A 20539-nucleotide genomic window follows, 5' to 3' on the forward strand; every position below is an offset into this window, starting at 1 on the left:
TTCCGGTGCGTATTCCGCCCGGTCGATCGAGGAGACCATGAGGTGAATGGACAGGCGCTCGCCGGTTCCGGCGTCGGCCTGAGGCCCCTGCCGGACGACGAGATCCGGCACTGGCGGCGGTTCCCGGCCCACCAGCAGCCGGAGTGGCACGAGACGGCGGAACCCGCCGTGAAGACCCTGACCGATCTCCCCGGACTTGTCGACGAGGACGAGGTCGACACGTTCGGCGCACTGCTCGCCGAGGCGGCCTCCGGCGCCCTCGGTGTCGTCCAGGCCGGGGACTGTGCCGAGGATCCCGGACACTGTGTACCCGAACGGCTCTCGGCCAAGGCGGAGTTGCTGCGCACCCTGGCGTCCGCGCTGACCGCTGCGACGGGCCGCGAGACCGTGACGGTCGGACGCATCGCCGGCCAGTTCGCCAAGCCGCGGTCCCGGGCGACCGAAGTGGTCGACGGCGTCGCCCTGCCGTCGTTCCGCGGCCTGATGGTCAACGCCCCCGACCCCGACCCGGCGGCCCGCAGACCGGACCCCGGCCGGCTGCTCACCTGCTACGCGGCGGCCCGCACCGCGGTGGAGTTCCTGCGTGAGCACACCGCGCCGGGCGAGCCGTACCGCAGGATCTGGACCAGCCACGAGGCCCTGGTGCTCGACTACGAACTGCCGCTCGCCCGCCGGACCCCGGACGGCCGGCTGCTGCTGACCTCCACCCACTGGCCCTGGGTGGGCGACCGCACCCGTGACCCTGAGGGCGCCCACGTGCGGCTGCTCGCGGAGGTGGCCAACCCCGTGGCGTGCAAGGTCGGCCCCACCATGACCACCGCCGCGCTGCTGCGGCTGTGCGCCCTGCTCGACCCGCACCGCACGCCGGGCCGGCTGACCCTGATCGCCCGCATGGGGCCCGGCCAGGCGGCCCGCCGGCTGCCCGGACTCGTCGCCGCCGTACGTGCAGCGGGCCACCCGGTGCTGTGGCTGTGCGACCCGCTGCACGCCAACACGATCACCGCGCCGGACGGTCTGAAGACCCGCGTCGTCGCGACGGCCGTGGCCGAGATACGGGCGTTCTGCGCCGCCGTCCAGGCGGCGGGCGGCGTGGCCGGCGGCCTGCACCTGGAGGCGACCCCCGAACCGGTCGCCGAATGCCTGTGGCACGCCTCGGAGGTACGGCCCGACGACCCCGCCGCCTACACGACACTGTGCGATCCCCGCCTCAACCGCGCCCAGGCGCTGGTCGCCGTGGAGGCGTGGCGGTGCGCCGGTGCGCCCGGGACCGAGGAGGACGTCCGATGACCTCGATCGCCCCCATCGCCCCTTACGACCTGCCCGTGGAGGCGCTCACCGGAGCCGACCGCACCGGTTGGCGTCCCGACCCGCGCCGTGCCGCGCTGCTCGTCCACGACATGCAGCGGTACTTCCTGCGCCCGTTCCGCCAGGACGTCCCGCCGCTGTCGGTGGCGCTGCCCAACGCCGTGCTGCTGCGTCAGACGTGTGCATCGGTCGGCGTGCCCGTCTTCTACACGGCTCAGCCCGGCGGCATGACCGAGGAACAGCGCGGGCTGCTCGGCGCGTTCTGGGGCCCCGGCATGGCCGCCGCCCCCGAGGACCGGCTCGTCGTCGACGAGCTCGCACCGGCCGCGGCGGACCGGGTGCTGACCAAGTGGCGCTACAGCGCCTTCCAGCGGACCGCGCTCCTGGACCTGTTGCGCGCCGCGGGCCGCGACCAGCTCATCGTCTGCGGTGTCTACGCTCACCTCGGCTGTCTGATCACCGCCGTGGACGCCTTCAGCCACGACATCCAGCCGTTCCTGGTGACCGACGCGGTGGCCGACTTCAGCGCCGAGGACCACCGCCTGGCCGTGTCGTACGCGGGTCACGCCTGCGCGGCGACACCGACCACCAAGCAGGTCGTCGAGGACCTGCTGCGCGGGGAGGGTGCGCAGTGAGGCCGCTTGAGACCCTGTGGCAGGGGCCGGACGTCCGTCCCTTCGCGCTGCTCCACCGTCCGGAGTCCGCGCCCGGAGTCGTCGAGGTGCTCACCGGCGACGTCACCGAACTGCGGAGCCTGGACCGACTGCCCGCACCCGACCCCCGAGGAGGCCGTCACCAGACGCTCGCGGTGCTGCCGTACCGCCAGATCGGCGAGCGGGGCTTCGCGTTCCCGGAGGACCACGCGCCGCTGCTCGCGCTGGCCGTGGACGAGCAGTGGACGCTGCCCCTTCAGGAGGCGCTGCGCCGGCTCCCCGACGAGCCGATCACGTTGACGGACGCCGGGTTCGACGTCGACGACGACGCGTACGCCGACACCGTCCGCCGGCTGATCGCGGAGGAGATAGGGCGCGGCGAGGGCGCCAACTTCGTCGTCAAGCGCTCCTTCACCGCCCGCATCGACGGCTACTCCCCCCGGCTCGCCTGCGCCCTGCTGCACCGGCTGCTGCTCCAGGAGGGCGGCGCCCACTGGACGTTCGCGGTGTACACGGGGGAGCACACCTTCGTGGGCGCCAGCCCCGAGCGCCACATCAGCCTGCGCGACGGTACGGCCGTCATGAATCCGATCAGCGGCACCTACCGGTTCCCCGAGGACGGTCCGAGCCTCGCCGGAACGCTGGAGTTCCTCGCCGACACCAAGGAGTCGGACGAGCTGTACATGGTGGTCGACGAGGAACTGAAGATGATGGCCTCGGTGTGCGAGGGCGGCGGCCGGGTCGTCGGACCGCGGCTGAAGGAGATGGCGCATCTCGCGCACACCGAGTACTTCATCGAGGGCCGCTCCACGCTGCCCGTGCACGAGGTGCTGCGGCGCACACTGTTCGCCCCGACCGTCACCGGCTCACCGCTGGAGAGCGCCTGCCGGGCCATCGCCCGCTACGAGCCGCAGGGCCGCGGCTATTACAGCGGCGCGCTGGCCCTGATCGGCACCGGCCCGCGGGGCCTGCCGGAGCTGGATTCCGCGATCCTCATCCGTACCGCGCACATCGACCGATCGGGCGGCCTGAGCCTCGGCGTCGGCGCCACCGTCGTACGGCACTCCGACCCGGCCGCGGAGGCGGCGGAGACCCGGGCCAAGGCGGCCGGCCTGCTGCGCGCGCTGCAGGGCCCGCCACCCGGGGCCGCCGCGCGCGGGGCCGGCCGCCGGCCGCTGGCGGACGAGCCCGCGGTACGCCGGGCGCTGGCGGACCGGAACACGGGGCTGGCACGGTTCTGGCTGGCCGGACAGGGCGAGGACGGTCCCCCGGCCGCCCTCTCCGGCCACCGGATCCTGGTGATCGACGCGGAGGACAGCTTCACCGCCATGCTGGCGCACCAGATCCGTACGCTGGGACCGGAGGTGACGGTACGCCGGTACGACGAGGCCGTCGATCCGGCCGCGTACGACCTGGTGCTGGCCGGCCCCGGTCCCGGTGATCCCCGTGACCTCGCCCATCCGAAGATCGCAGCGTTGCGTGCGACCCTGCGCGAGGTGCTGGCGCACCGGCGGCCGTTGCTCGCCGTCTGCCTCGGGCACCAGGTGCTCAGCGGGCTCCTGGGGCTGGAACTGATCCGGCGCGAGCGCCCGAACCAGGGGCTGCGGCGCGAGATCGACCTGTTCGGCCGGCGGGTGCGGGTCGGCTTCTACAACACCTTCGCCGCCCGCGCCGGCACCGGCACCCTGCCGCCCGGGATCCTGGACCGCTGCGTCGACGTCTGCCGGGACGAGGCGACGGACGAGGTGCACGCCCTGCGCGCGCCCGGACTGCGTTCCTTCCAGTTCCACCCCGAATCGGTGCTCAGCACGGACGGGTTCGGTGTCCTCGCACAAACCCTGGAGGAGTTGCTGCCGCGTCCCGTTCCGCACCCGGCCTCGTCCCCCGCGCCCGCCTCGTACGCCCTGAAGTGAGAGCCGCCCATGAGTTACCGCACGATCCTCACCCGGCAGACCGGCGCCTGGGCCTTCACCGCGTCCATGACCCGGCTGCCCGTCGCGATGGCGCCGCTGGCCATGGTCTTCCTCGGCCACGGGGCCACCGGTGGCTACTCGACGGGCAGCGTGCTCGCCGCGTTCTTCATCGCGGGTGAAGTGGTGGGCGCCTGGGCCCTGGGCACGTTCCTGCATCCGCGCCGGCTGCGCCTGCACCTGTCGACGGGGCTCGGTGTCGGAGCGGCGGCGTTCACCGCGCTCGCCCTGTGGCCCGACGCGGCGCTGCCCGTCCTCGCCGCCGCCTCGTTCGTGGCCGGCGGGGCGCCCGCGGCGAGCCCCGGCGCTCTGCGTACGCTGCTGACCTCCGTGGTGGACGACAAGGACGTCGCCCGGGCGTTCAGCGCGGACTCCATCCTCACGGAACTGGTGTGGCTCGCAGCGCCCGGCCTGGTGGTGCTGCTCGCCCTTCAGGCCGGTCCGGGCGTGCCGATGGCGGTGTGCGCGCTGTGTCTCGTGCTCGGCACGGCGATGGTGTTCACACTCCGCTCCGCCAAGGCGGTGGAGGCGGACGCGGCCGAGGGCGGTGAACGAGCGCCCACCTCCCTGGTGCTGTCCGGCTGGCCCATCTACGTCACCAGTGCGGCGGCGATGTCCCTGATGGCCGTCTCCGAACTGGTTCTGACCCCGCTGTTGCAGTACCGCGACCTGCCGGTCGGCCTGGCCGGTGTGCTGCTGACGGTGTTCGCGGGTCTGTCGGCCCTCGGCGCCTTCGTCTACGGGCTCAGGTCCTGGCCGGGCACGGCCAGGACGCACAGTCTGGTCTGTCTGGTCGGCACCGCCGCCGGCATCACCGTCGTGGCGCTCGTACCGGGCCTGACCGGTATCGTCCTGGGCTTCCTCGCGGCGGGCGTCCTGCAGGCCGTGGTCATGGTGACCCGCAACCTCTCGCTGCGCGAGGCGCTGCCGAGCAGCGCCCACACCGCGGGCTACTCGGTGATGTACGCCGTCCAGGGCATCGGCTACTCGCTGTCGGCGGTCTTCGCCGCGGTGATGCTCGACCGGTCCACGCCCAGCGCCGCCATCCTCACCGGGGTGGCGTTCACCCTGCTGCTGACCGCCGTCAGCACCCTGGCCGAGCGGCGCGCGCAGCCCGCCCCGGCACCTCTTCCCGTAAAGAAGCAGTGCGAGACTCCGGAGAGCAGCCCTTCATGAGGACCACGACTCCCTGGGAATCCACCGAACCGCTGCCCGAGCGGAGCACCTCCGCCGCTCTGGGCGCCGTCCCCGCCGACGGACTGCCCGACGCGACCCGCCCGCGTCGGCGCGTCCTGGTCATCGGAGCGGGCATGGCGGGCCTGGTGGCCGGCTACGAACTGCTGCGCCGCGGGCACGAACCGCTGATCCTGGAGGCCCGCGCCCGCGTCGGCGGTCGCATCCACACCGTGCGGGACCTCGCACCGGGCCTGTACGCCGAGTTCGGCGCCATGCGCATCCCGCGCGTGCACGCGCTGACCCTGGGCTACTGCCGGGAGTTCGGCGTCGCCCTGCGGCCCGGCACCGCGCGCAACCCGAGGACGCTCGCGTACGTCGGGGGCCGCCGGCTCACCCTGGAGGAGGCCGAGGCCGACCCGCGGCTGCTGCCGTTCCCGCTGGCCTCGTACGAGGCGAACCGCACCCGCGAGGAGATGTGGCGGGAGGCCACCGAGGAGATACGGGACCTCTACCAGCGTGAGGGCAAGGAGGCGTTGGAGGCGCTGGCCGCCAAGTACGACGCGTACTCGATCCGTGGCTTCCTCAAGGCGCGGGGCTGGTCGGAGGGCGCGATCGAACGCTACGCCGTGATGTCGTTCTCCGAGTCCACCCTCAACACGGCCGTCATGCAGGAGTTCCGGGAGGTGATCGGAGAGGCGTACGACGACGTGCAGGAAGTCGTCGGCGGAATGGACCGGTTGCCGATGGCTTTTTACGAACGGCTCGCGTCCCACATCCGCTTCGGAGTGGAGGTCGTCGCGCTGGAACAGGACGGCGCTTCGGTGACGGTGCGGGCCCGGGTGGGCGGCGACCGCGTCTCCTTCACCGGTGACGAGGCCATTTGCACGCTTCCGTTCTCCGTACTGCGCGGGCTCGAGGTGAATCCCTCGTTCTCGCACGGGAAACAGAAGGCCGTACGGCAACTCCACTACGATGCCGCGACGAAGATCTTCTTCCAGGTGCGCCGCCCGTTCTGGGAGGAGACCGACGGGATTCGCGGCGGCACCACCGTGACCGACCTTCCGGTGCGCCGCGTCATTTACCCGGCCCACCCCGACTCGCCCACGTCGCGTACCGTGCTGCTGGCCAGTTACACCTGGGGGCAGGACGCCCTTCAGTGGTCGGCGATGAGCCCTGACCAGCGGGTGGAACGGGCGCTGCGCGACGTCTCCCACATCCATCCGGAAATACTGGACGAGTTTGAGGCGGGAATCAGCCACTCCTGGTACCAGGATCCCTACGCAATGGGCGCTTATGCCCTGTTCGAACCGGAACAGCAGACCTCTCTGGCGGCCGATATCAATCGCTCCGAGGGCCGTATCCATTTCGCCGGTGAACACTGCTCGCAGTGGCCTGCCTGGATCGAGGGGGCGGTGGAATCGGGTATCCGGGCGGCCCGCCGAATCCATCTCGGCCAGACTGTGTGAACAGCATACGAAAAGCGTGACCAGGCCACCTTGATCGCGATCTGTCATGCTCCCGCTACGATAAGCTCCTCACGTCTAACAGAGCTGAAACACAGCCGATGGGAGACGGGGGAAAGCGGCATGGGGACCGTCATGACCAGGGATGACGCGACGGCCGTGGTGGGACGGGTCGTGGAACTGCTCCAGGACCTCGCGGACGTTCCGATCGAGACTTTGCGCAGCATCGCCCAGGAGTCCTCGGTCACGCACGCGGTGCAGCTCACCGAAGCACTGTTGCAACTGACCCCGTCGGGTTCGTCGGCCGGCTGGCTGCGCTGCCTGCTGTCCGAGCTGCTCTTCATCGCGGGCCGGCCGGCCGACAGCGTGGCCACCGTGACGGCGCTGCCGCAGGGCGCGGTGGCGCCGTCCGTCGCCGGAAGTGCGGCCGTGGCCGAGGTGCTCTCCGGCGCGTTGCTGCACCCGCACTCGGCGGAGGCTTCCGCCCGGCGGCGGCTGCGGGCGGTCGCCGGGGACATCGACCAGGATCCGGCGGCGATCGCGGCGGCCTCGGTGATGGCGGACTGCCGGGCGCGGGCCGGGGACATGGAGGAGGCGCTCCACTGGTCACGTCTGGTGGCGCACCACGCCGACCTGGTGCCCTCCCCGTTCTGGAGCATGCACCTGCTGGTCGAGGCGGCTGCGCGGCTGGCGGACGCCGGTGAGGACGCGGAGGCGGAGACGCTGGCCGAGCGGGTCCGCGCGCGGTGGGACCGGGCGCCCTACCCGGGCATCGAGGCCGCGCTTGCCCGGGTGCAGGCCAAGGTGCTGATCCAGCGCGGCCTGTGGTCTCCGCTGAACAGGCAGGTCAATGACGTCGCGGCGGCCGCGACTCCGGAGCGGGGGGAGCGCCTGCACGCGCCGCTGCTGCTGGCGCAGTTGAGCGTCGCCGCCGTGTACGCCGGCGACCTGCCCACCGCGCAGGCCCGGCTTGAGGCCTGCCGGCGGCTTCTGCCGGAGCGGGGCGCCGCGGTGTGGGACGCCCGGCACGCACCCGAGGTGCCGTGGGCGGAACTGCTGTGGGAGGAGTGCGACGGCGGCCCGAAACGGGCCGTGCACCGGCTCACCCGGCTGGCCCGCGACCCACGCGCCCCGCTGGTACGGCTGTTCGCGACGGTGCCCGGCGCCGCGGCGTGGGCGGCCCGGATCGCGGTGGACGCCGGTCAGCGCGGTCTGGCCCGGCACATCGGCGCCGTCACCGAGGACGTACGCGCCCGGCAGCCGGTCCGGGCGGCCCTGTCGGCCGAGCACGTCCGGGGCGTGCTCGACCGCGACCCGGTGGCCCTGGCGAGGGCGGCGACGCAGCACCGGCACGCCTGGGCGAGGGCACGTGCGGCGAGCGATCTCGCCGCGAGCCTGGAAGACCGGGCCGGTCCTCCACCGGCGTGGCAGAGCGAGCCGGGACGGCACCGCGGCAGCTGGCACGTGATACCGGCCGCGCAGCCCGAGCGGGACGACGGCGGGCAGGAGTCGGGCTGGGAGGCCCTCAGCGGGCGGGAGCAGCAGGTGGCACGGCTGGCCGCAGCCGGCCTGACGAACCGGCAGATCGCCTCGCGGGTGCACTGCTCCGTCCACACGGTCAACTTCCATCTGCGCAGCGTGTTCCGCAAGTTGAAGATCACCTCCCGGGTGGAGATCGGCCGCCATCTGGCCTCCGAGGCCCGGACGCACCGGACGCGGTGACCCGCGCGCCGTCGGCGGCGGCCGTGCCGGGCCTGTGCGGTGCTTCGGTCGCTACCGGCCGGAGCGTGGGCCGCAGAGCGCCTGGACGTCGTCGTACGACGGCGCAGTGCCCCCCGGAGCGCGCCCGGCCGCGATGTCGACCGCCGTCTCCAGGGCAGCGCCGAGGGCGCGCCGGTAGAGGAGCGAGCCGAGGCTGACGCGGCGTACGCCGAGGTCTGCGAGGGCGGGAAGGGCGGGACCGGTCGGTGAGTGAAGGACGTTGAGCGGGACCTCCACGTGCTTCACGAGGTCGGTGATCCCCTCGGGATCGGCGATTCCCGGCACGAACACTCCGTCCGCTCCCGCCTCCTGGTACGCGTCCAGGCGGCGCAGCGTGTCCGCCCGGTCCCCGTCGCCGAGCCAGTACGTGTCGGTCCGGGCGTTCACGAAGAGGTCCGGCACGGCGGACTTCACGGCGGCGACCTTCGCGGCATGCACCCCGACGGGCCCGAGCCCGTCCTCCAGGTTGACGCCGACGGCTCCCGCGGCGTGCAGCTCGCGGGCCAACTCCGCGACCTGCTCGGGGTCGTCGCTGAAGCCGCCCTCGGCGTCGACCGTCAGGAGGAAGGGTTCCCCGCCGAGCCGGCGGGCGAGGCGCAGGGTCGCCTCGCGTGTCGCCGCCGCCCCGTCGGGCAGCCCCGCGGCCGCGGCGACACCGAGGCTGGTGGTGCCGATCGCGTAGAACCCCGCGGCGGCGAGGGCGGCCGCGGAGGCGTGGTCCCAGGCGTTGGGGAGGAAGAGGGGGGGCGCGGTGTGGTGGAGTGCGGCGAAGGGGGTCATGCGAGGTCCTCGACGTCGCGGGCGTAGTTCATGGTCGGCGAGGTGGGCGCGGTTCGACTCATGACGGCACGCTAGGGGCCTGTCGTTTCGGTGCCCGCCGAAGTGTGACGCCGTTGCCGGGCGGCAGAGCTCAGAAGCGGGGCAGCAGATCCAGCAGGGGGACGAGGCTCATCGTCGCTCCGGCCACGAACATCGGGACCCCCAGCACGACACAGAAGAACGTCCAGACGGCGGAGGCCGCCGCATGCCCGTGCACCCGTGAGCGGGCAGGGCGCGCGGGATCGTACGTGATCTCGATGGACTCCTCGCCGCCGAACGACCCCCGATGCAGGTGGACTCTGCCGTCCACGCCGGTGAACTCGTAGACGTACGTCGATGGATTCCCCTCGGAATCGACCTCCGTGTCCACCAGCCGTCCCACCACGGTGATGCCGCGCCTCGGCAGCACGAGGGCATCACGGATGCCCGTCCAGAGCGCGTGCACGGCCATGGCGCCCGGCAACGACAACAGCGGCGCGACCATCCACAGCACGCCATCGCGCTCCTTGTCCTCCACTCGGACGAGGATCACCACGAGCACCGGTAACCAGACCCCGGCCCCGATCAGGAGTCCCCGCGGGAATGAGTCCAGGAGCTTCGGCTTGTCCGGCAGCGGTTCCACTCCGACCAGCCGTGAGCCGTCACCGCGGCGTTCATCCGCGTCCCTGACCGGCATGGCCTCCGCGACCGTCGCGGCGAAGGCGCGCACCGCCGGCGGGCTGCCACTGTGCACCTCGTACGTCTGCGGGCGCGAACCGCCGGACGTCAGTATCAGAACCAGGGTCGCCCCGCGTGGGCCTCCGGCTTCCACCCGCTCGACGGCCTCCAACGGGATCCGCCGCCGGACCCCGCCCCCCTCGAGCAGCAGGTCTCCGGCGCGCAGCCGCGCGGTCGTCCCCCGCCCGCGCAGCACCACGTCGGCCCGGGGCAGCGGTCTGTCGTGTTCCCCCATGTGGCGCACTGTAGCGGCCCTTTGGCATCCGGGCCGCCCGTCAGGGGCGGACCCGAGGCACAGACCTGGGGCGCCCCGGTTCCGGTCGGGACGCCCCAGGGGCTTTCGGTCGGGGACTGTCGGCGAGTTCCCCGTTCGGGTGGGGGCCTAACGTGAAAGACCCTCCGGTATCAGATCTTGCGCCACCAACTCGTCGCGCACCAGACCCGCGTACACAGTCGCGCCATGGACGGACGTATGCGTGTTGTCCCGCTTCTCGTTGTACAGGTAGATCGACTTGGAGCCCTCGACGCCCAGAGACTCCACCAGCGCCTTGGTCCTGGCCGTCAGGTCGATCAGCGGGACGTGCTCGGCGGCGGCCACCGAGCGGATCACCGCGGGGTGGTCCACGCCGAGGCCGTTCACCAGCAGCGCGGTGGTGTTGTTCAGCGTACCGTCAGCATTGAACCAGCGGCGGACGATCGGTGTCACCAGCACCGGCTCACCCCCCTCGTCGCGCACGCCCGTGACGAGGGTCTCCAGGTTCGTCCGGTACGTCGACTCGTCGGTCTGCTTGTCGTTGTGGGCGAGTTGGATGAGGACCAGGTCGTGCGGGCGGATCAACGGCTGGACGGTCGCCCAGAGTCGGGGATCGGCGAGGTAGGTGACCGTACTCTCGCCGGAGTCGGCGTAGTTGGCGACGGCGAGCCCCCTGCGGAGGTACTGCGGAAGCTGCTGGCCCCAGCCCGAGTACGGGTCGGCGGGCTGGTCGCACACCGTCGAGTCGCCGATGAGGTAGATGTGGCGAAAGTGGCCGGCCGGGGTCACGCGGATGTCCGCGAGGGCCGGGGCCGGGCCGCCGATCGTCAGGTCGAGGCCCGGGGAGCCGTCCGGGCCGGTGGGTTCGCCTTCCGGCGTACGGACGTTCACGGTGAAGCCGCGGTGGACGCGGCGCCCGGCGTCGACGGCCGTCTCCGGCAGCAGGGAGCGCCGGGCCTCACCCGTGACGGCGGTGCTGGAGGCGTCCGCACCGCCGAGTTCCACGCTCACGTCGTAGTCGCCGGGCGGCACGTCGAAGTGGCAGGCGGTCGCCGAGCAGTTCTCGATGCCGAGGCCGCCCGGTGCACGGCCGTGGGCCTGGGCCGGTGCGGCCTGGAGCACGGAGACGGCGGTCAGCGCCACCAGCAGCGCGAGGGTGAAGCGTCTCATTGCGGCTCCTCCCACGGGACGACAGGACCCTGGGGGCTGGACCGTACCCCCTTTCGGCAAGCGCTTTCTAGTAGTCGGCGCGAATTCGCACGACAGTCGACTCCCTTACCGCGAAAGCCCTTTCGCGAAATCGATTCAACTGTCACCCTGCGAGACACCCGCACCACACCGCCCCCCACCTCCGAAGGAGGCATCCCCCATGTCCGGAACCGATCCCGGACCGGTCCGTCGCCGTACCTTCGTGCTGGGCTCCGCGGCCGCCGCCGGCGCCGCGGCCCTCGCCGGCCCGCTCGCACCGCAGGCGTCGGCCGCCGGCTTCGGCTGGAGCGACGACGGCTCGAACTACGTCGTCGACACCGGCGCCAACCTCGTCTTCAAGGTCAGCAAGACCAACGGCGACCTGACCTCGCTGGTCTACCGGGGCACCGAGTACCAGGGCTACGGCGGCAAGAACTCCCACATCGAGTCCGGCCTCGGCACCTCCACGGTCACCATCAAGCAGTCCGGCTCGACGATCCTGACCTCCGTCGCTTACGGCACGCTGCGGCACTACTACGCCGCCCGCAGCGGCGAGAACAACATCTACCTGTGGACCAACAAGGCGGACTCGTCCGTCACCGCGACCCGGTACATCGTGCGCGTCAAGGCGGGCAGGTTCCTCAACGACGAGCCCGACTCCTACACCTACGCGCCCACCACCATCGAGGCCTCGGACGTCTTCGAGAAGTCCGACGGCCAGACCCGCTCGAAGCACTACTCCAAGCGCCGCGTCATCGACTACGACTACATCGGCTGGACCGCCGGCGGCGTCGGCCTGTGGATCGTGCGCAGCAACCACGAGAAGGCCTCCGGCGGCCCGTTCTACCGCTCCCTGCTGCGGCATCAGAGCGCGGACGGCGGCGGCCTGTACGAGATCCTCCACTACGGCGAGAACCAGACCGAGGCGGAGCGCCATGGCCTCCAGGGCCCGTACGTCATCGCCTTCACGGACGGCGGGGCGCCGTCGTCGTCGCTGTACCACGACAACCTCACCACCCCGTGGGCCGACTCGCTCGGCATCTCCGGGTACGTCCCCGACAGCGGCCGGGGCCGGGTCGCGGGCGTCGGCATCGCGGGGCGGGACACGTCGTACGCCTACACCGTGGGGCTTGCCAACTCCTCGGCCCAGTACTGGGGTTCGGCCCGGTCCTCCGACGGCTGGTTCTCGATCTCGCGGGTCCTGCCGGGGACGTACACGCTGACCGTCCACAAGGGCGAACTCGCCGTGTACACCGGCTCGGTGACGGTCTCGGCCGGTGCGACGACGACCCTCAACACGATCACCATCCCCTCGTCGAACGACCCGGGCAACGCGAGTGCGATCTGGCGGATCGGCACCTGGGACGGCACGCCGAGCGGGTTCAAGAACGCGGACCTGATGACGTACGCCCACCCGTCCGACGTGCGGGCCGCGTCGTGGACCGGCAACGTGGTGATCGGCAGCGGCAGCGAGACGTCGGCCTTCCCCTGCTACCTGTGGAAGGACGTCAACAGCGGACTGATCGTCTACTTCAAGCTCACCGCGGCGCAGGCCGCCGCCGCGCACACCCTGCGGATCGGCGTGACGACGGCCTACGCGAACGGCCGGCCGCAGATCACCGTCAACAACTGGACCTCGTCGATCCCCTCGCCGCCCACCCAGCCGAGCACGCGGTCGCTGACCGTGGGCTCCTACCGGGGCAACAACCACACGTTCACCTACAGCGTTCCGGCCAGTGCCTGGCTCACGGACACCAGCCGGTACAACGTGCTGAAGATCAACGTGGTGAGCGGCTCGGGGACGACGGGCTACCTCAGCGCGGGTACGGCGGTCGACGCGATCGACCTGCTGGCCTGAGCCGTCCGGAGGGTGGTCATGTTCCGCGCGTCCACTGCTGGTTGGTGCCTCTGTTGCAGGTGTAGGTGATGATCGCTGCGGAGTCGGCGGTGGACGCGCCGGACACGTCCAGGCACTCGCCGGTCGCCCGGGACTTGATGGTCACGTAGGAGCCCGTGGTGGTCACCGACCACTGCTGGCCGGTCGCGGAGGCGTTGCAGTTCTCCTGGGTGACGTTGCTCGGGTTCTCCTGCACGCACAGGGAGCTGTGACGCGCCATCAGCTGGTAGTAGCCGCTGCCGACGGACTTGAACCAGAACCTCTGGTTGGTGCCGCCGTTGCAGTCGTACTGCTTGATCTGGGCGCCCTGCCACAGCGACTGGCCGGTCACGTCGGCGCATCTGCCGCTGTGCCGGGCGATCAGCGTGTTGTACGTGGCGCTGGTGCCGCCGATCGTCCCGGCGGCCGTGTCGACGGTGATCTCCGGGTACCAGGACATGGACATCGAGGTGGAGGTGGGGAAGGTCAGCGGCAGCCAGACGTACCGCGAGTCGTCGACCGTGCCGCCGAAGGAGTCGCCCCAGCGGTCGCCCATGTAGAGGTATGAGGTGCCGGACGTGCCCTGGACCGGGAGGACGTACGCGGTCTGCGAGCCGTAGGCCGTGGAGTCGCCGACGTTCGTCATGGCCGTCCAGGGCCCGGCGAGGCCGGTGGCGGTGGCGTACTGCTGCTGGTTGGGGCTCCAGCCGGTGGCGCCGGAGGTCAGCATGAAGTAGACGCCGCCCCGCTTGAACAGCGCGGGGGCCTCGCGGTGGCCGCCCGGCCAGGGGTTGGCGACCAGGCTCGCGATGCCGGTGTAGTCGGCGGTGAGCTTGTAGATGTGCAGGTCGTAGTTCTCGTTGGCGGCCGAGACCATGTAGCCGGTGCCGTCGGTGTCGACGAACGTCGTCAGGTCGCGGGACATGTACTGGCCGAGCGGGCGGAAGCTGCCGCGGTAGGTGTAGGCGCCGTCGACCGTGCTCGAGACGGCGACGGCGGCGCGGGCCTCGCTGTAGTCCGTGCCGTTCTCCTTGTGCATCCACATCACGAACGTGCCGGTGGCCGCGTTGTACATGACCTTCGGCCGCTCGATGTACGCCGTCCGGAGCTCGGAGGCGCTCGACCGGGTCAGGACCTGGCCGCGGAACTCCCAGTTCTTCAGGTCGGTGGAGCGGTAGGCGTCCACCGACTTGAAGGTGTTGTCGGAGTTGCGGTCCTCGCCGAACCAGTAGTAGTAGCCGCCGACCTTGATGACTCCGCCGCCGTGCGCGTGCAGGGGGTTGCCCGACGTGTCCGTGAACTGGACGCCGTTGGTGACGGTCTGGGCCGCCGCCCGGGCGGAACCGGCGGTGGCGAGGGCGCCGGCCAGCGCCAGGCAGCAGGCCAGGAGGATCGCGTACGCGCGCCTCATCTCATGCGCCTCCCGTCGTCGCGGTGTCGGCGACCGGGACGCCGAAGTCGGGCGTGCCGTCCGGCTTCCAGCCGAGCTTCTGGACGCGGGTGTGGCGGTTGGGGTCGTTCAGGGGATCGCCGGTGATCTCCTTGTACTGGCGGGCGTGGTAGACGAGTACGTCGGTGCGGCCGTCCTCGGCGACGGTGAAGCAGTTGTGGCCCGGGCCGTACTGCTTGGTGGTGTCGTTGCTGGTGAAGACGGGCGTCGGGGACTTGGACCAGCTCGCGGGGTCCATGAGGTCGCTGTCGGCGTCGGCGGTGAGCAGGCCGATGCAGTAGTGGTGGTCGGTGGCGCTCGCGGAGTAGGTCAGGAAGACGCGGCCGTTGCGCTGGAGCACGTAGGGGCCTTCGTTGACCTTGAAGCCGACGCACTCCCAGTCGTACTCGGGTGTGGACAGCCGGATCTGAGGTCCTGTCAGCGTCCAGGGGTTCACCATCGCGGACAGCCAGACAGCGGTGTTGTTGTCCATGCCGGGCTCGTGCTGGGCCCAGGCGAGGTAGCGGGTGCCGGTTGGGGTCTCCCCTGCTCGAGCGGAGTCGAGAGCTTGGGGAAGGGTGAAGGTGGTGGCGTCGAGCGAGAAGGTCTCCCAGGCGGTCTTGATCTGCCCCTTCTCCACCCAGGTGCCCTTGAACGGGTTGGGGTTGCTGTTCTCCAGCACCCAGATGCGGATCTTCCACACGTCCTCGGAGGGCGCGGAGGCGAAGTAGATGTACCACTTGCCGCCGATGCGGTGCAGCTCGGGCGCCCAGATGTGCGCGGCCATGTCGCCGGTGGGATGGGCCCGCCAGATGACGGACTCGGCGGCCGTGGTGAGGCCGTTGATCGTGCGGGAGCGGCGCAGGATGATCCGGTCGTACTCGGGGACGGTGGCCGTGAAGTAGTAGAAGCCGTCGGTGTGGCGGTGGATGTGGGGGTCGGCGCGCTGCTTGACGAGCGGGTTCACGTACGGGGCTGCTTTCGGCGCTTCGGCGGGTGCGGCCGGTGTGGCGTGAGTGGTCGGGGTGGCCGGGGTGGCCGCCTCGGCCACACCGGAGACCGCGGTCAGGGCGCCCGCGGCCAGGGCGCTCTTCAACATCAGTCTGCGGTTCGGGGCTTCGGGCAGGTCGGGGTCGCGGCTCATGCGGACTCGCCTCTCCGGGTGGGGGGAAACGGGGAACGGGGATGCGGTGCAGTGCACGTGCGGCGTTCGAAATCTCGCACTGCATCTGTCATTCCGAACGTGAAGGTAAAGGTGTGGTACCGGGAGGTCAACGGGTCCGAAGCGACGAGCCCGAAACCGCTTGCCGTTTTCTGTTATCGACAGCCCCGTCCAGGCGTCCCCCATCCGTGCACAGCCATACCCGAAGAACCGCAGCGGCCGTCGGCGTCCTCGTCGCGATCGCTCTCACACTGACCGCTCCCCCCGCCTCCGCGTCCGGGCCGCGGGACGTCACCGCGGACGTGCTCGCCGGCCGGGACGTGACGCTCGCCGGTGACACGGTGGTGACCGTGCCGGGCGGGACGACCACCTACGGCGGGGTGTTCCGCGGCGAGGGCACGCTCACCGTGCGCGGCAGCGGAACGCTGATCCTCACGAAGGACAGCGACTTCACCCTGCCCACCTCCCGGCGACGGCAGCGCGTCACGACCCAGGGCGGCAACCACCCGTACACCACGGTGACGAACCCCGACCCGCCCGCGGTCACGGTGGAGCGCGGTGCCACGCTGCAGTACGGCACGGGCGGCGGCAGCGGCCTGATCGGCCACTTCCCGTACAACACCCCTGGTTACCAGCTCAATCAACTGAACATCCGGGTGGACGGCACTCTGCGCCTGTCCCTGACCCGGACCTTCAACCTCGGCACCATCAGCGGCGCGGGCCTGGTCACCCAGCCCCGGAACATGTGGGGCACCCTCGACCTGGCCGGAACGCACCCGTTCTCCGGTGTCATCGACAACGGCACCGGCACGGCGGCCGGCCGCCCCGAGTTCCCCGTCGCGCTGCCGAACGCCCGGGCGATCCTCAACCAGGGCTCCTGGATCATCGACACCCCGCTGAACCAGACGATCACTTTGCGCCAGGACTTCTACCAGCGGGAGTACGGCAGCGATGTCAACCTCCACTCACGGCCGGGCAGCAAGGTGGTCCTCACCGGCCAGTACAGCCACAGCGACGAGGGCGGCGACACGAACCCCTCGCTCAGCGACCCCGACCTCAACTGGCGACTGCTGCCCCACCAGGTGAACAAACGCGGCACCAACATCGAGGGCGCAAACGTCCAGTGGGGCGACGGCACCACGCACCGGATCTTCATGCCGGGCACGAAGGACACCGTCTACATCAACCTGCACGAGGCGAGCGGCCGACGCTCGCTGCTCACCTTCGACTACAACGGCCCGGTGACGCTGGGCGCCCCCATCGGCGGCGGCCGGTACCACGACACGCTGGCCGCGCCGGGCGCCGGGGACGTCGTCATCGCGGGGACGCGCGGCAACGACGTCACCTTCGCCGCCCGCCAGTACTACGACGGGTCGACGACCGTCGAGAAGGGGGCGGTGCTGCGGCTGGGCTCGGGGAAGCCGGGTGGGGACGGTTCACTGATGACCGGCACCGCGCGGACACGGATCGTGGACGACGGCACGCTGGTCGTCCGCAACACCTCGACGCCCGTGTCGCTGTCCGGGATCGGCGGCAGCGGCTCGCTGGTGCAGTCGGGTGCCGCGACGACCACGCTGACCGGGGACGCGGTCACCTACACGGGCACGACGACCGTCACCCAGGGCACCCTGGCCCTGCGCGGCGGCGCAACACTCGCCCACAGCCGCGCGATCCGGCTCACGACGACGGGCGCACGGCTCGACCCGGGCCCGGCGGGCCTGCGTTTGGCGACCACGCTGACGGGTCGGGGCACGGTACGCGGGTCGGTGACGAACGACGGCACATCGACGGGCGGGCTCACGGTGACGGGTGACTACACGCAGCACGCCGGCGGTCAACTGGTGCTTCGTGACGCCCCTTTGAAAGTGGCGGGCGAGGTCCGGCTGGCCGGTGAGCTCGACCTGTCGGACGCCGGATCACCGTCGGCCCGGCAGATCACCGTCCTGGACCACCAGGGCCGCACGAAGACCGTCGGCACGTTCACGGACCTGCCGGAAGGGACGGAGGTGAGACTCGCCGACACCACCTACCGCATCAGCTACCAGGGCGGCGACGGCAACGACGTCGTCCTGACCGCCGTCGGCGCCACCCGGTCCGCCCAGGCGCTGACCGCGTCCGGCGCGCCGGACGACCCGCGGGCCGCGAACACCTCGGAGGGCGGCTCACTGGCGTGGTGGCCGGGGTACGCGCTGGGGGTGGCGATGGTGGCGGGGCTGCTGGTCCCGGCGATCCTCCGCGAGCGCAGCCGCGGCGCCCGAGCGAGCACACGAGAGGGCGGCGGACGCCAGGGCGGACGGCACGCGGCTCGATGACGGGGGGACGGGTGCCCTCGGTACTGGTGGCCAGTTCCACCGGTACCGACCGCATCTGTTCGAGCGCCCCGGTGAGGCCCGGCCGCGGTCCGGCGTGCCGCCGCGCATGCCCGCCGCGGTGGCGGGTACGCCCCCTCCCGTACGGGGCGTCGCGGAAGCGGCCGAAGAGCGAGGGGTGTCGGAAGTGATTCGAAAGCTGCAGGCGGTCGCGCTGGACTGCGCCGACCCGGTACGGCTTGCGGAGTTCTACGCGAATCTGCTCGGTGGCCGGGTGGTCACGGACCCGGAGGAGACCGACTGGGTCGAGGTGCACGGGTTCGAGGGGACGCCACTGGCCTGCCAGCGCGTGGACGGCTACCGACCGCCCGAATGGCCCGGCCAGGAGCGCCCGCAACAGCTCCACCTGGACTTCGACGTGGACGATCTCGAGGGAGAGGAGAAGCGGGCGCTCGCCCTCGGTGCGACCGTGCTGGAGCGGACGGACCAGCTCCGCCCGGGTGCCAACTGGCGGATCTACGCGGACCCGGCCGGCCATCCGTTCTGCCTCTGCCTCCACTGAGTCCAGGGCCCACTGTCCCGGCTCATGGGCCGGCGCCGCCGCACCGACTGCGCCGGCCTCCCATTCGTTTGCCGCGGGCCGGCCCGGTCGGATAGGAAGCCTGCATGCTGAAGGGCGACAAGGTCGGGCTGAGGGCTCGGCACGAGGACGACATCCCGGTCCTGCGGGCCGAGCTCTACGACGACGTGGTCAACTCCTCGCGGGCGGAGAGCGGGCCGTGGCGGCCGATCGCGCCGGGCTCGAAGGACCCGCGGCTCGTGGTGGACGACCAGGAGCAGCGGCTCGTCCAGTTCTCCGTGGTGGAGCTGGACGGCGGCACGCTCGTCGGCACCGCGACGCTGTGGGGCATCGACAATCACAACCGGTCCGCGCACATCGGGCTGGGGCTGCTGCCGTCCTCGCGCGGCAAGGGCTACGGCACCGACGTGGTCGCGGTGCTGTGCCACTACGGTTTCGTCGTGCGTGGCCTGCACCGGCTGCAGATCGAGACGCTGTCGGACAACGACGCGATGCTGCGCGCCGCCGAGCGCAACGGCTTCGTCCGCGAGGGTGTGCTGCGCTCCTCGGCCTGGGTGATGGGCGAGTTCCTCGACGAGGTGCTGCTCGGGCTCCTCGTCCAGGACTGGAAGCGGGACTCGTGACGAACGGCAAGTGGCCCGGCTGAAGCCGCATTCACCCAAGGCGGGCCGGCGAGGCGGGCGTCAAGAGCGACCGCAAGGTGATCGACGGGGTCCTTGTCCGCGTCGCCCGCCCGGGCGGCGGGCATCCCCGACCCGCCCCGGTCACCTCCGCGGCGACAAGGCGTGCAGCTCCCGCCGCAACGGCCGCTACCTGCGTGGGCGAGTCGTCGACCACGCCATCCCCGAGCCGAAGGACCAACGGGCCGACCGCGAGCGCCGGGGCAGCACAGGGCCAGAAAACCAGTGGAACAGCGCCGCTGTGCGCCATTACCGTGCTGCCGAGCCAAGTCGTCTAGTCAAGGACGTGCCGTTGTACACCCTGTGAGACCTCCCGAGCGCTGATTGGTCGCGCGTCGCGCCTGTGCGCCGCGCTTCTTTTTGCTGCGGACTTCTCACTGAAACCGGTGTACTTCTGTGCTCAATAACTGGGTGGTCGTGCCCACCTGCCTGCCGCTCGTACTCCGCCGCTGTCACGCGTGCGCGTCCGGGCGCTTCCGGGCCCACGGCAAATTCCGCGTCAACGCGAACCACAAGCTCCTCGACGCCTGGCTCCTCGTGCTCTGTACCGCTTGCGGGGAAACCGCGAAGCTCTCGGTCCTGGAGCGGGTGAATGTGCGCTCCGTACGACCTGAGCTGCTGGACCGGCTGCATGACAACGACCCCGGCCTGGCAGCCGAGCTGCTCCAGGATCCGGTCGTGCGGCGCCGTAATCGCATCGCCCTCGACTGGGACAACGCCTGGCGCCTCGACACCGGCGGATCGGATCACCTGGACCGCGAGGTGATCGACGTCTCGATCCGCTTCGCGGCGCGGATCCCCGTCCGGCCGGTGCGGCTGATCGCTGAAGGCTGTGGTCTTTCGCGGGCCGAGGTCGAGAGACTGATCACGGAGGGGAAGCTCGTTTCGGCGGTCCGGCTGAGCGGCAGGCTCTCCGGCGACTTCACCTTCACGCTCAAACGCTGAGCCCTCCGGGCCAGGGGCCTGTCCGGCACGATCCGGCCTGACAGGCCCCTGGCGGTGCTTCCGGCACCTCGGCTTCCGGGCCGATCCGGCGGAGGGTCAGGCGACCCGGGCGCTGCCTCCTGAGCGTGCCGCCCGGGCCACTTCGCGCACGGAGGGCCCGGGAGGGGCTGGATCGTAGCCCGGCATTCCACATGGTGGGCGATCTGTTCACATACTGGACATGCGAGATCGTCGGTCACCCTGTCGGTCACCG

16 protein-coding genes and 1 pseudogene are annotated in these 20539 nt (G+C 71.3%); 12 read left to right on the forward strand and 5 right to left on the reverse strand.

Features of this window, described 5'->3' with window-relative positions; genetic code table 11:
* Positions 1-42 precede the first annotated feature (42 nt).
* The 6 genes from SY2F82_RS07995 (at position 43) to SY2F82_RS08020 (ending at position 8289) form a co-directional block, all read left to right on the forward strand.
* On the forward strand, positions 43-1287 hold the full coding sequence (locus tag SY2F82_RS07995; RefSeq protein ID WP_236041266.1) for a 3-deoxy-7-phosphoheptulonate synthase: 1245 nt from the start codon (positions 43-45) through the stop codon (positions 1285-1287).
* On the forward strand, positions 1284-1940 hold the full coding sequence (locus SY2F82_RS08000; protein WP_200418251.1) for an isochorismatase family protein: 657 nt from the start codon (positions 1284-1286) through the stop codon (positions 1938-1940). The genes SY2F82_RS07995 and SY2F82_RS08000 overlap by 4 nt, the downstream gene beginning before the upstream one ends.
* Positions 1937-3871 carry an anthranilate synthase family protein gene (locus SY2F82_RS08005; protein WP_200418252.1) on the forward strand — a complete coding sequence of 645 codons (1935 nt, stop codon included), beginning with the start codon at positions 1937-1939 and terminating at the stop codon, positions 3869-3871. The genes SY2F82_RS08000 and SY2F82_RS08005 overlap by 4 nt, the downstream gene beginning before the upstream one ends.
* A 9-nt stretch (positions 3872-3880) precedes the next feature.
* Positions 3881-5104, forward strand: a complete 1224-nt coding sequence (locus tag SY2F82_RS08010; protein WP_200418253.1) for a hypothetical protein — start codon at positions 3881-3883, stop codon at positions 5102-5104.
* A complete protein-coding gene (locus SY2F82_RS08015) occupies positions 5101-6570 on the forward strand; it encodes a flavin monoamine oxidase family protein (protein ID WP_200418254.1) in 1470 nt (489 codons plus the stop codon). The genes SY2F82_RS08010 and SY2F82_RS08015 overlap by 4 nt, the downstream gene beginning before the upstream one ends.
* Positions 6571-6702: 132 nt before the next feature.
* Positions 6703-8289 carry a LuxR family transcriptional regulator gene (locus SY2F82_RS08020; protein WP_200418255.1) on the forward strand — a complete coding sequence of 529 codons (1587 nt, stop codon included), beginning with the start codon at positions 6703-6705 and terminating at the stop codon, positions 8287-8289.
* Between the two features lie 51 nt (positions 8290-8340).
* On the opposite strand, the gene SY2F82_RS08025 is transcribed toward SY2F82_RS08020, so the two are convergent.
* The 3 genes from SY2F82_RS08025 to SY2F82_RS08035 all read right to left on the reverse strand — a co-directional run bounded on the left by SY2F82_RS08025 (position 8341) and on the right by SY2F82_RS08035 (position 11287).
* The gene (locus SY2F82_RS08025; RefSeq protein WP_200418256.1) at positions 8341-9108 is read right to left on the reverse strand and encodes an isocitrate lyase/phosphoenolpyruvate mutase family protein; all 768 of its coding nucleotides are present in this window, start codon (positions 9106-9108) and stop codon (positions 8341-8343) included.
* A gap of 130 nt (positions 9109-9238) precedes the next feature.
* Complete coding sequence (locus SY2F82_RS08030; protein WP_200418257.1) at positions 9239-10099, reverse strand: hypothetical protein; 861 nt, start codon at positions 10097-10099, stop codon at positions 9239-9241.
* A 147-nt stretch (positions 10100-10246) separates the two neighbouring features.
* Positions 10247-11287 (reverse strand): rhamnogalacturonan acetylesterase, encoded by a 1041-nt coding sequence (locus SY2F82_RS08035; RefSeq protein WP_200418258.1) that lies wholly within the window; start codon positions 11285-11287, stop codon positions 10247-10249.
* 199 nt (positions 11288-11486) lie between these two features.
* On the opposite strand from SY2F82_RS08035, the gene SY2F82_RS08040 reads away from it, so the two are divergent.
* Positions 11487-13163 carry a rhamnogalacturonan lyase B N-terminal domain-containing protein gene (locus SY2F82_RS08040; protein WP_200418259.1) on the forward strand — a complete coding sequence of 559 codons (1677 nt, stop codon included), beginning with the start codon at positions 11487-11489 and terminating at the stop codon, positions 13161-13163.
* A gap of 16 nt (positions 13164-13179) precedes the next feature.
* Here the strand turns inward: SY2F82_RS08040 and SY2F82_RS08045 are convergent, their stop codons facing one another.
* Together SY2F82_RS08045 and SY2F82_RS08050 are read right to left on the reverse strand one after the other, a co-directional pair.
* Entirely contained in the window at positions 13180-14592 is a 1413-nt protein-coding gene (locus tag SY2F82_RS08045) for an RICIN domain-containing protein (RefSeq protein ID WP_200418260.1), read from the reverse strand.
* A 1-nt stretch (position 14593) separates the two neighbouring features.
* A complete protein-coding gene (locus SY2F82_RS08050) occupies positions 14594-15754 on the reverse strand; it encodes a family 43 glycosylhydrolase (protein ID WP_200418261.1) in 1161 nt (386 codons plus the stop codon).
* 206 nt (positions 15755-15960) lie between these two features.
* Between SY2F82_RS08050 and SY2F82_RS08055 the strand changes: the two genes are divergently transcribed.
* From SY2F82_RS08055 to SY2F82_RS08075, 5 genes and pseudogenes are all read left to right on the forward strand, one after another.
* On the forward strand, positions 15961-18084 hold the full coding sequence (locus SY2F82_RS08055; RefSeq protein WP_236041267.1) for an autotransporter: 2124 nt from the start codon (positions 15961-15963) through the stop codon (positions 18082-18084).
* Positions 18085-18268: 184 nt separating this feature from the next.
* Positions 18269-18643 carry a VOC family protein gene (locus SY2F82_RS08060; RefSeq protein WP_200418263.1) on the forward strand — a complete coding sequence of 125 codons (375 nt, stop codon included), beginning with the start codon at positions 18269-18271 and terminating at the stop codon, positions 18641-18643.
* Positions 18644-18747: 104 nt separating this feature from the next.
* Positions 18748-19284 (forward strand): GNAT family N-acetyltransferase, encoded by a 537-nt coding sequence (locus SY2F82_RS08065; RefSeq protein ID WP_200418264.1) that lies wholly within the window; start codon positions 18748-18750, stop codon positions 19282-19284.
* Positions 19285-19379: 95 nt separating this feature from the next.
* Positions 19380-19555: pseudogene (locus tag SY2F82_RS08070) on the forward strand (IS5/IS1182 family transposase); the annotation flags it as partial.
* A gap of 182 nt (positions 19556-19737) precedes the next feature.
* Positions 19738-20286, forward strand: coding sequence for a DUF1062 domain-containing protein (locus SY2F82_RS08075; protein ID WP_200418265.1), 549 nt, complete (start codon positions 19738-19740; stop codon positions 20284-20286).
* The last annotated feature ends 253 nt before the right edge of the window (positions 20287-20539 follow it).

Source organism: Streptomyces sp. Y2F8-2 (assembly GCF_014905555.1).
GTDB classification, from domain to species: Bacteria; Actinomycetota; Actinomycetes; order Streptomycetales; family Streptomycetaceae; genus Streptomyces; species Streptomyces cynarae.